7 protein-coding genes and 3 pseudogenes are annotated in these 11,862 nt (G+C 34.3%); 2 read left to right on the forward strand and 8 right to left on the reverse strand.

Annotated features, from left to right (window positions below; translation table 11 throughout):
- Positions 1-71 precede the first annotated feature (71 nt).
- From ACTYA4_RS01165 to ACTYA4_RS01195, 7 genes and pseudogenes are all read right to left on the reverse strand, one after another.
- Positions 72-1,034 carry a helix-turn-helix transcriptional regulator gene (locus tag ACTYA4_RS01165; RefSeq protein ID WP_047155544.1) on the reverse strand — a complete coding sequence of 321 codons (963 nt, stop codon included), beginning with the start codon at positions 1,032-1,034 and terminating at the stop codon, positions 72-74.
- 63 nt (positions 1,035-1,097) lie between these two features.
- Entirely contained in the window at positions 1,098-1,673 is a 576-nt protein-coding gene (locus tag ACTYA4_RS01170; RefSeq protein WP_033728358.1) for a recombinase family protein, read from the reverse strand.
- 195 nt (positions 1,674-1,868) lie between these two features.
- Positions 1,869-2,816 carry an AlbA family DNA-binding domain-containing protein gene (locus tag ACTYA4_RS01175; protein ID WP_445505411.1) on the reverse strand — a complete coding sequence of 316 codons (948 nt, stop codon included), beginning with the start codon at positions 2,814-2,816 and terminating at the stop codon, positions 1,869-1,871.
- 221 nt (positions 2,817-3,037) lie between these two features.
- Positions 3,038-3,472, reverse strand: a complete 435-nt coding sequence (locus ACTYA4_RS01180) for an NUDIX hydrolase (protein ID WP_141434276.1) — start codon at positions 3,470-3,472, stop codon at positions 3,038-3,040.
- Between the two features lie 213 nt (positions 3,473-3,685).
- On the reverse strand, positions 3,686-4,498 hold the full coding sequence (locus ACTYA4_RS01185) for an AAA family ATPase (RefSeq protein ID WP_443479700.1): 813 nt from the start codon (positions 4,496-4,498) through the stop codon (positions 3,686-3,688).
- Positions 4,491-5,928 (reverse strand): annotated as a pseudogene (locus ACTYA4_RS01190) (transposase). Before ACTYA4_RS01190 ends, ACTYA4_RS01185 begins: the two are co-directional and overlap by 8 nt.
- A gap of 19 nt (positions 5,929-5,947) precedes the next feature.
- The gene (locus ACTYA4_RS01195; protein ID WP_443479702.1) at positions 5,948-6,502 is read right to left on the reverse strand and encodes a recombinase family protein; all 555 of its coding nucleotides are present in this window, start codon (positions 6,500-6,502) and stop codon (positions 5,948-5,950) included.
- A gap of 383 nt (positions 6,503-6,885) precedes the next feature.
- Between ACTYA4_RS01195 and ACTYA4_RS01200 the strand changes: the two genes are divergently transcribed.
- Together ACTYA4_RS01200 and ACTYA4_RS01205 are read left to right on the forward strand one after the other, a co-directional pair.
- Positions 6,886-7,836, forward strand: coding sequence for a serine hydrolase domain-containing protein (locus ACTYA4_RS01200; RefSeq protein ID WP_443479703.1), 951 nt, complete (start codon positions 6,886-6,888; stop codon positions 7,834-7,836).
- 403 nt (positions 7,837-8,239) lie between these two features.
- Positions 8,240-11,207, forward strand: a pseudogene (locus ACTYA4_RS01205) (Tn3 family transposase).
- A 68-nt stretch (positions 11,208-11,275) separates the two neighbouring features.
- Here the strand turns inward: ACTYA4_RS01205 and ACTYA4_RS01210 are convergent.
- Positions 11,276-11,857: pseudogene (locus ACTYA4_RS01210) on the reverse strand (Tn3 family transposase); the annotation flags it as partial.
- Positions 11,858-11,862 lie beyond the last annotated feature (5 nt).

The raw sequence follows: 11,862 nt of genomic DNA on the forward strand, positions 1-11,862 counted from the left end.
ATAACACTCCAATCACAATTGATATAGCTATTATAATATAACTTCCCTGACAGTTAACGTCAGGGAAGTTATCATACTTGATGAAATTTTATTAATTCCGACAGAACTTCAATAAGTCTTTTCTTAAGACTTATTGGCTCAATAACTTTAATAGATTTATTGTACGGTAAAAGTAAATAAGGTACATATGTATGTATCATATCTTTTTCAAGAAGAAAAACTGCTTGATTTGAAGTCCGTTCTTGTAAATAATGTCCTAAAAACCAATGTTGGCAAATATCAGCCAATACACTTTTATCCCCATTAATAACCAAAGAAATAATCCCTTCCTTATCTTCTATAGTTGGAAGAAGACTTTTTATAAAAAAGTCACGTGCTGAAAAATTTTCTGGCCGGTTAAACTTATTTTCGGTTAGCATTAGACTTTCAATTCGATCTACTCTAAAACTACGGATATCATTCCTAAGATGACAAAATCCAATCACATACCACTTATTATTCCAATAGATAATTCTGTACGGATCGACCAATCTATAATTTAATTGCTTTTCGCCACTTTTATGGTAAAGAATTTTTACTGAGTACCCGTCAGCTACGGCCTGCTCCAACTCCTTCAAAAAAGGTTCCATAGAGAGTGAACTTAATCGACTTATTACTTCAAGACTAGTTAAATGTTGGTTTATCTTTGTTTCCTGCTCTTGATTTGAGTATTTACTTAGTTTTGAAATGGCCCTATTTAGTGCTTCACCTCCATAATATCCGGCTTCTTCTGCAAAAACAGCAGCGTGAAATAGTGAAGTTTGCTCCTCAAAATCAAAAAAAAGAGGAGCCTCAATAAAATTGTTCAATAAAGTGTATCCACCGTTATGTCCTGGTTCTGAAATTATAGGTACGCCACTTGTTGAAATTGTATCAATATAACGATACACAGTCCTTATATTCATCTCTAACTTTTCTGAAATTTGTTTTGCAGTAATTTTTTCACCTGAACGAAGCATCCATAGAATTGCTAACATATTGTCAATTTTAGGCATATAATTCCACCTCTATATGAAATTTATTTTCTATTATATATTTCCGATTTTTGGTATAACTCATCAACTGTTCCTTTCCGATAGCTTTCTATATAATGAGGCCCTAGACACATTTGTAATTTCACAAATTTGATTTACAGTCATATCTCCCTCTTTATAAAGCTTTACTGCATAATTCATTCCTGCATGATTTTTATGGTACTTCTTTAACCGACCTTTAAACTTTCCTTCTTTCTTAGCCAGTTCAATTCCTTCACGCTGCCGCATACGGATAAGATCACGTTCTAATTGGTTTACACCCGCCATAACCGTAATTAAGAATTGGCTGTAGGGATTATCTTCTGATAAATCTAGCCATGTATCTTTTAAGGATTTTAAATTCGCCTTTTTACTCCGTATGTTATCGATTAATTCAAATAAATCTTGTGTACTACGAGTAATCCGAGTTAAGTCCGTAACATAAATGATGTCACCTTCTTGTATATCCTCTAACATTTTTTGAAGTTGCTCACGATCTTTTGTTGCTCCGGAAACTTTTTCTTCAAAAATAATATCCATTCCGATTTCGTTCAGTTGCTGAAATTGCCTTGAAGGATTCTGGCTAGTTGAACTGACACGTATATAACCGATTTTTCGCAAAATATCACCTCATTTTTGAGACAAGTCTTATGAGACGCTCTTAACTATGATTTTATCAGTCTCCTTGTCACTTTAGGAGGTATTTTGCTTCTATTTTAAGTGTTATTTTGCACTATAAGGAAAAATAAAAAAGCCCAATTTCTCAGCATTGAAATTAAGAAATTGGGCTTTTTTTTACTCCGGAAAAGCGCCCGATTACGGAATAAACCCATTTAACAGCGCTTGATTGCTAAAAGATACTATATCTGATCTTACTTTTGCTCCACTAACATCAGTTAATTCAAGGTACCCTGTTGTATTTGAAAAATCCTTCTCTCTAAATTCAGAGTACTCTTCTTCTCCTTCATATATAAAACCCATATTTACTTTTAATATATCATTTGGAGGTATCTTAATATATTCATCATACTCTAATCGTCTCCATGAATTGTCTACAGTATTAAAAAAGCTATTGTGTTCGAACTTATAAGATTCACGTTCATTTTCAATTAATACTAATTTTGCTTCTTTTACCATGTTTATGTTTTGACCAGTATTTAATATATGAGCATTAAACCCTAAAGTTTTAATTCCTTTTTGACCAACAGCTGGAATTAATGTAAAAATTGTATTTTTTGATAAATGAATTGCTAATCTATACGGTGGAATCACTATTTTATCTCTTTCACTGTACATTAAATCTAAATCATATTTAGTCGCTGCATTTATACTAGTACCTTTACGTACAGGAATAAAATGATGTCTATTATTAAAAGATTTTATTACATGTGGTTTATTTTGTGATTTTGGGATATGGACAATAATAATATTCTTTCCTTCAACTTCTTCTTCATAAAACTCAACATCCATTGGCTCAATAACCTTTTTATATATTAAACCAATTATCTTAGAAGGGTCATCATAATTACTTTGCGGAAAAGGTGAATTAAAAAGGTCTCCATTTTTCCCATCTAATCCTATAATTATATACCCATCATCACCTTGTGTATTAGCCATAGCTGTTACATCCTTTATAAATTCTTCTTGTCCCTTATTTTGCGAAAAATCCCACCACTCTTTTTTTAATTCAATCTTTGGGTTTTCTACAGTCCCACCGTTTTTTATTATTCGACTATACATTTTAATTTCATCAACATATAGCATATTCTCACCCTTATAATCTATTTTTCATAGTTTTCCATTTCTGCATTTTGTGACAAATAACCTCTATTTTTACGGATGAAGAAATTATAAAATCACTTCTCCACTAGCTCCTTATTTCTTTCATAATCTGGACCGATTGTTGAAGTTCAGTGGCTGCTGAAGATGGCTCGCATTTATTGAAACCTAACACTCTTTAGTTGATTTATATAGGTAGAAACAAGTTAAATCCATTTCCTTAAAAGCCTTAGCATATAAGGTTCCTTTAAATATCTTGTAATATTAGTTTTATTATTTAGGTAATCCTTAATTTGAAGTTTCCTGTTCGGTATTAAAAATAAAGGCACTTTTTTTGGATAAAACCAAGCTAACTTTGAAGTCTCTGTTCCATTCTCAATTGCTTTTCCACCTACAATTTTAGCTATAAATAAATGCTGCGTGTCCTGGTATTGAGGACGATGGTACTCCCCAACTTTTTTTACTATACTAATCTTATATCCAGTTTCTTCTTGCGTCTCTCTGATTGCGCATTCTTCTAATGACTCTTCGTTTTCTAATCTACCACCTGGAAAATCCCAAATTGGGTAGTCTTTTCTTTTAACTAATAACAATTTATACTCTTTATTTACAATAATTGTAAAACAGCCTTGTGTATTCATTTCCCTCTCCCAAACGATAATTTACTTTATTTGTTAATTCTTCAAATCCCTTAACGATTCCTTTTTCTTCAGTAAACTAAACTGCCACTTTAATTTAAGTTTATTCCTTCGCATTCTTATACCAACATTATCATTAATATCCATTTTCGTTTAGATGTCTTACTCAATTAAATGGCCCGATTGCTGAACAATCGGGAAAAACTTTTTTTACTTTTACTTTATTCCGATTACTAAACTATCTCGTGCGGCTTCAACAACTTCTGTTGTTATCTTATCAAGATTATTAATTTCAAGTATTCTTTCAATTTGTGTAAATAGTCTTTGTATGAGCCTAAAGTTTCCTCCAGTAATCTTAATTATACTTGTTATTGCTTCATAATCAGAAAAATCTTCAAGCTTTATAGATAGTCCTAACTCTTCCCATTTATATTCTAAAATATGATGGGTTTCATCTTTACTAAGTTTATCAAATTCATGAGCAAATCCAATTCTAGAGTAGAGTTGAGGATACCGGGCTAATCGCTTTTCAATGCCGGGCATTCCAATTAATATCATTGCTATATCATTTCGATCATAAATATCCCTAAGTTGTTCTAAATTTTGCATTTTTAGACGATCAATTTCATCAACAATAATCAAGTCAATGTCATCATAATCATTAGCGGAATACTTTTCTTCTTCTCCTTTAGTGAGGACTTTGTACATTGTCCTCGTCATATTCATTCTAGCTCCAATAAGATTAATCTGTTCAGTCATTTTAGTCGCTCGTACTGCTGGAGCCGTATAAAAAATTGTTTTAGCTTCAAGTATTTCTTCATTTGCGTCTAATCCTATATTGTTAGCTGATTTGTAAGCTATTTGTTTTTCAATGGAACCCCAATTTGAATAATACCTCGATGATAACGTTTTTCCGACACCAGGTAAACCATAACAAATGCCTATGTACTTGTATTTAATGCAATCGTCACAGAACTCGGCAAACCTTTTATATTCCTTTGTTTCAATAAATTTTTGACCTTTATTCATTGAAATACCTCTTTAATTTTGACTTTTTAGCATTTGGTTTGTCTGTGTTGTTCTCAAAATCCTTTTGCTTTGACAAGGCAATTTCCTCTGCAACAGTTTTTCCAGAATCAAATTGTTTTTTTAGATTTCTCCGTACTTTATTTCGTGCTGATACGATCTCCTTTAAATCTACTGTATAATCTGAAATTTCTGGGGAGATAGCCGTACATAAGTATTTATCTTGATAAAACACTCGTATTTCCGCAATATCTCTTGGATCATAACGAATAATGACTGTTTCACCGACGTATGCAGCTAGATTCGTGTCTATATATCTAAGTCCTTGAAAGTGAATCCCATCAGAATGAACCTTCCTTGGTTTAGCAACGTTCAACAGTAATAAATCAAGGCTTTCGCATATTGGGAAGAAATCCAGAGTTATTCCACGACTGTATCGGTTCTTTTTTGGTTGTCCCATGAATCCTATGGTGATAATTATATAGGATGAAATTCAATAATTTTTTATTTAGTTCCTTAAGGGTAAGAAGTGAAGTAGTAGTCTGATTTCCCAAGTACCCGGGTAAATCTTGTAAAAACAATTGATTAACGGTTAAAAAGAATCTTTCTATTTTCCCTCGCCCTCTCGGAACACCAATTGAAGAAAAGACCAGATTAATTTTCAAATCAATTGCTACTTGCTCCAAATGGTTGGACGTAAAATCACTTCCATGGTCTGTATAAAATGTTTCTGGGATACCGCATATTTGCCAATCTGGATTGCATTTTTTCCATATTGCTTGATGTAAGACCAATGATGTATGTGTAGCTGAGGGGTTTTCAAAGGTTAAAAAATACCCAGCGACTGCTCGGCTGTAATCATCTAAAATAATTGTGAGCCAAGGTCTTTCGGGTTTCCCTTTTTCATTTAAAACTATAATATCTAATGGGGTATGATCGGCCTGCCAAATTTCATTGGGGTAGCTCGCTTCCCTACGATAAACTAAATCATATTGGTTATCGTATGCTTTTTTGCCATCATGCGCTAACTTCTTCAAGCCTGGTGAAAGGGATTGCGATACCTTATACACTTGATAATAACTTGGTTGTTGCCAGCCGTTTTTCTGACATTGCTCACAGATCATTCGATGAATAGATGTTAGTGAATTCCTTTTGTACTTTAAAATCAGTTGTTCAATCGAAGAGACAATTTCCGGTTCTAAATGTATTTTGCCGTTATCACTTCTTGTTTTTCGAATTAAACCTTTTAATCCAAATTGTTTATAGTCCCGAATCCAGTATTGCAACGTTCTCTTTGAAATACCTGTTTCTTCTGTAATGGTGGTTAATGTTTTTTCATTGATAAGATAGGGTGCGATAATTTTATACTTTTCTACTGCTGTTTGCCGTTGTTCTTCCGAATAAGCTGTTAATGGGAGTTGTTCATTTTGCATAGGCATCAACCTTTCCGATTTACTGTCTTTCCAAATAGCGATAAATCGTTGTGCGAGACACACCCCACTTTTCCGCAACATCTTTAATCGGTGTGCCACTTTCAATTAAATCCTTCATCATTTCAATATCTTTAGCTCCATACTTTTCAGGGCGTCCACCTAGACGCCCACGTGCTTTGGCAGCTGCTCGTCCCGCAGCAGAGCGCTCCTCGATCAAATTACGTTCAAATTCTGCAAATGCTGCGAACAAGTGAAACATTAATTGCCCCGTCGCATTGCTTTTGTCCATTGTTATGTTCTCTTGCAGACTATGAAAGCCGATACCTCGATCATTTAAGCTATTTACAATTTGAATCAAGTCTTGCATATTGCGCCCTAGTCGATCTAATCGCCAAACGACAAGCGTATCTCCTTTACGTGCATACTTAAGCGCTTCTTCCAAACCGGGGCGTTGTTTTTTTGATCCACTCATTTTGTCGTGGAAAATCTTCGAACAACCATGTTGCGTTAAAGCATCCAATTGTAAATCCAAATTTTGTAATCCCGTTGATACACGTGCATATCCAATTAGCACAAAACCACTCTTTTCTGATTTTTACCTTTGATTTCATTGTAACATAAGATGTTAAATACATGGTTAATGAACATAGATTAATGAACGGAGTTTTGTTACATTTTAAGCGGTAAAAAACGCCTTCTATGAATCTAAAAGGGGCGTGTTCAGAAAAGGACGAGTTTTGGAACATAAAAATTTCATGAAATTTCCAATAGTTCTTTTGGCAGCATAAATATAGAGAATCTGAAGTAATTTTTCCACATTGTTATTTATATGTAAAAATGAATTGAAAATAATTTTATAATAAATTATTCTTTATTACATCAATATTGATCAATCAATTTAACGAAAGGAATGGATTGATATATTTGACGTCAATGTGTCAATACGAAAAGGTGAGAATGAATAATAATAACTTTGAAGATTTAATAAAAAGAGAATATTCCAATATAGCAGGCATTGCTATTAGAAAAGATGAAAGTTTGATTTATGAAAAATATTTTGATGGGTACACCAAAGATGATGTATTGCATATAGCATCTGTAACAAAAAGTGTAATATCAGTTCTTATTGGTATTGCAATAGATAAAGGATATATCAAAAATACAGAACAGAAAGTTTTAGAATTTTTTCCGGATTACACAGTTAGGCGTGGCGAAAAAACAATACAAAATGTCACCATAAAAAATTTGATGACAATGACTGCACCATATAAATACAAGTCAGAGCCATATACAAAGATTTATACAAGTGATGACTGGGTAAAAGCTACATTGGATTTACTAGGGGGAAAAGGCGGTTTTGAAGAGTTTAAATATTCTACCGTTGGCACACATATTTTATCAGGTGTTCTTACAAATGCAACTGGTCAATCTGTGATTGATTTCGCTACAGAGAGCTTGTTTGAACCTCTTGAAATCAAAGCTCCTAATAATGCATTTATACAAAATAAAGAGGAACATTTCGCTTTTCTTAAGGATAAATATGTAACTGGTTGGGTAATAGACCCTAAAGGTGTAAACACCGCCGGTTGGGGGCTTACTTTAACGCCACGGGATATGGCAAAAATAGGTCAGTTATATTTAAATGGCGGTGTATGGAACGGTAATCAAATTCTATCTTCCAAATGGATAGAGGACAGCACAAAGGAAAAAAGTAGATGGGGAGAGTTGTCATATGGTTACTTGTGGTGGATTGTTGATGATTGCTATGCAGCTTTGGGTGATGGTGGAAATGTAATTTTCATAAACCCCAAAAAGGAAATGGTAGTTACTATTGCTTCTCGCTTCATGCCACGTGCCAAAGATAGAATTGAATTGATTAGAAAGCATATTATTCCATTGTTCGAATAGAGTCAAGAGATTGTGAAGGATTCTACTTAAACTATCGGTAAGGTTAGCTTAACAAGCCAAACAAAAAAGTCGATTCCTTAGAATACAGGAATTCGACTTTTTTTAGGTTGAAATTCTCTTACCATACAAAATGCGTAATGTTGGCGGTACGCCTAATAGGGTATTCCCGGACGATATTTAATTAAAAGGCGCTTTCCGGAGTAACGAGAAAAGTCCAATTTTTCAATTTTAATGCTGAGAAATTGATTTTTTTATATTTACTTATAGTGCAAAATAACGCTTAAAATAGATGCAAAATAACTCCTAAAGTGACAGTCTCCTACACTTGTATCAATAGAGTAAACTCTATTGATATATAATTGAACTAATTAACTGAATAATTACAGAAATGAGATGATACTGTATGAAAATTGCGAGAGGTAGGGAATTGCTTACATCAGAACAGAGACAGGCTCTTATGCAAATTCCTGAAGATGAGTGGGTACTAGCAACCTACTATACTTTATCAAAACAGGATTTAGAAATTATAAATAAGCGAAGGAGAGAAGAAAACCGTTTAGGATTCTCCATTCAATTAGCCGTTCTTCGGTATCCCGGTTGGCCATACACTCATATCAAAAGTATCCCGGATTCAGTCATACATTATATATCGAAACAAATCGGTGCCACTCCTTTTTCGCTTAGTCTTTATCCCCAAAGAGAAAATACACTTTGGGATCATTTAAAAGAAATTCGTAATGAATACGACTTTGTAACTTTTACTCTAAAAGAATATCGAATGACATTTAAGCATCTTCATCAATTAGCTTTTGAAAATGGTGATGCTATTCATCTACTTTATGAATGCATTGATTTTCTAAGAAAAGACAAAATCATACTGCCTGCTATCACTACACTTGAAAGAATGGTGTGGGAGGCAAGGGCAATGGCTGAAAAGAAGCTATTTAATACGGTTAGTGAATCTCTAACAAATAAACAAAAAGAAAAACTTGAAGAGATCATTACTTCACAGCATCCATCCGAATCCAATAAAACGATATTGGGCTGGTTAAAGGAGCCACCGGGTCATCCTTCACCCGAAACTTTTCTAAAAGTAATAGAACGACTCGAATACATACGAGGAATGGAATTAGAAACGGTACAAATTAGTCATTTGCATCGCAATCGCCTGTTACAACTATCTCGCTTTGGTTCAAGATAAGAGCCTTATGCATTCCGTGATTTTCAAGAAAATAAACGATATTCGATATTAACCGTCTATTTATTACATCTTACTCAGGAGTTAACGGATAAAGCTTTTGAAATTCATGACAGACAAATACTTAGTCTGTTATCAAAAGGCCGTAAGGCTCAAGAGGAAATTCAGAAACAAAACGGTAAAAAACTGAATGAGAAAGTTATACACTTTACGAACATCGGACAAGCTTTGATCAAGGCAAAACAGGAAAAATTAGACGTTTTTGAGGTTTTAGAATCCGTTATCGAATGGAATTCTTTTGTCTCTTCGGTCGAAGAAGCTCAGGAGCTTGCACGTCCTGCCGACTATGATTATTTAGACTTATTGCAAAAAAGGTTTTATTCACTAAGAAAATATACGCCAACGCTATTAAGGGTATTGGAATTTCATTCTACAAAGGCAAATGAGCCACTTTTACAGGCTGTTAAGATTATCCGAGGAATGAACCGAATCCGGAAAGCGAAAAGTGCCTGATGACTCACCTGTGGATTTTATTTCAAAACGATGGAAAAAGCATTTATACGAGGATGATGGTACAACAATTAATCGTCATTACTATGAAATGGCTGTTTTAACAGAACTTCGGGAGCATGTTCGGGCGGGAGATGTTTCCATTGTTGGCAGCAGACAATATAGAGATTTTGAGGAATATTTGTTTTCTGAAGATACATGGAATCAAGCGAAGGAGAATACGAGATTATCAGTTAGTTTATCATTCGAAGATTATATAACGGAGAGAACAAGCAGCCTTAATGAAAGGTTAAAGTGGTTAGCTGCCAATTCCAACAAGTTGGATGGAGTTTCTCTTGAAAAAGGAAAGCTGTCTCTTGCACGCTTAGAAAAAGATGTTCCAGAAGAGGCAAAAAAATTTAGTGCAAGCCTGTATCAGATGCTACCAAGAATAAAATTAACTGATTTACTGATGGATATTGCTTATATAACAGGATTTCATGAGCAATTTACTCATGCTTCCAATAATCGAAAACCGGATAAAGAAGAAACGATTATTATTATGGCTGCTCTTTTAGGAATGGGACTAAATATTGGATTGAGTAAGATGGCAGAAGCAACACCCCGACTTACATATAAGCAATTAGCCAATGTATCTCAATGGCGCATGTATGAAGACGCAATGAATAAAGCCCAAGCCGTATTAGTAAATTTTCATCACAAATTACAATTGTCTTCCTATTGGGGAGACGGTACAACTTCTTCGTCAGACGGAATGAGAATGCAGCTAGGTGTTTCATCACTACATGCAGATGCAAACCCACATTACGGAACTGGAAAAGGAGCCACCATCTATCGATTTACGAGTGATCAATTCTCTTCTTACTACACAAAAATTATTCATACTAATTCAAGGGATGCAATTCATGTTTTGGATGGTTTATTACACCATGAGACAGATCTAAACATTGAGGAACATTATACAGACACAGCTGGTTACACAGACCAAATTTTCGGATTAACTCATTTATTAGGATTTAAATTTGCTCCAAGGATAAGAGATCTATCGGACTCAAAATTATTTACAATAGATAAAGCAAGTGAGTATCCAAAACTAGAAGCTATTTTACGTGGACAAATAAATACAAAGGTCATTGAAGAAAATTATGAAGATGTTTTGCGGTTAGCCCATTCAATAAGAGAAGGAACAGTCTCAGCATCCCTTATTATGGGGAAATTAGGTTCTTATTCAAGACAAAACAGCTTAGCTACAGCCTTACGTGAAATGGGGCGAATAGAAAAAACGATCTTTATTCTTAATTACATTTCAGATGAATCTCTAAGAAGAAAAATACAAAGAGGATTGAATAAAGGAGAAGCCATGAATGGACTGGCAAGAGCTATTTTCTTTGGAAAACAAGGAGAGCTTAGGGAACGAACCATACAGCATCAATTGCAAAGAGCCAGTGCTTTAAACATAATTATCAATGCCATCAGTATTTGGAATACCTTACATCTAACAAAAGCAGTTGAATATCAAAAACGGTCAGATAGTTTTAATGAAGAATTATTGCACCATATGTCACCTCTAGGTTGGGAACATATTAATTTACTTGGAGAATACCATTTTAATTCAGAAAAAATGGTCTCGTTAGATTCTTTAAGACCATTGAAACTTTCTTAACGTTGTTAAAAATGGGGGAATCGGCTTGAAAATGGGCTTAGCGTTGTAAATCCGCATTTTCCTGACGGTACCCCTTCATTAGATATGTAATCCAAGATAAAAATAGTTTTTTCAATTCTTCTCATTTCTCGCAATGCAGTAGCTAACTTGTTTTGCCTTGCATATGATCCTAATTTCCCCATAATAAGTGAACCGGACACTTTTCCTTCTCGAATAGAATGGGCTAAACGGAGTACATCATCAAAGTTTTCTTGAATAACCTTCATGTTAATCCGTCCACGAAGTAATTTTTCTAGGTTAGGAAAATCACTTGGTTTTTGAATGGTATATAGTTTGGCATCGGCTAGATCACGAAGCCTTGGTGCAAAACGAAATCCTAACAAATGACTTAAACCAAAAACTTGATCGGTATAACCAGCTGTATCAGTATAGTGCTCTTCAATATTTAATTCTGTTTCATGATGAAGTAATCCATCGATGACATGGACGGCATCTCTCGCATTTGTATTAATAACTTTCGTATAAAAAGACGAAAATTGATCACTTGTAAACCTGTAAATGGTTGCCCCTTTCCCTGTGCCGTAATGGGGATTTGCTTCGGCGTGCAACGATGAAACACCAACTTGTACTCGCATTCCGTCAGATGAAGAGATGT

The sequence above is a fragment of the Niallia yueguangensis genome (assembly GCF_052663115.1).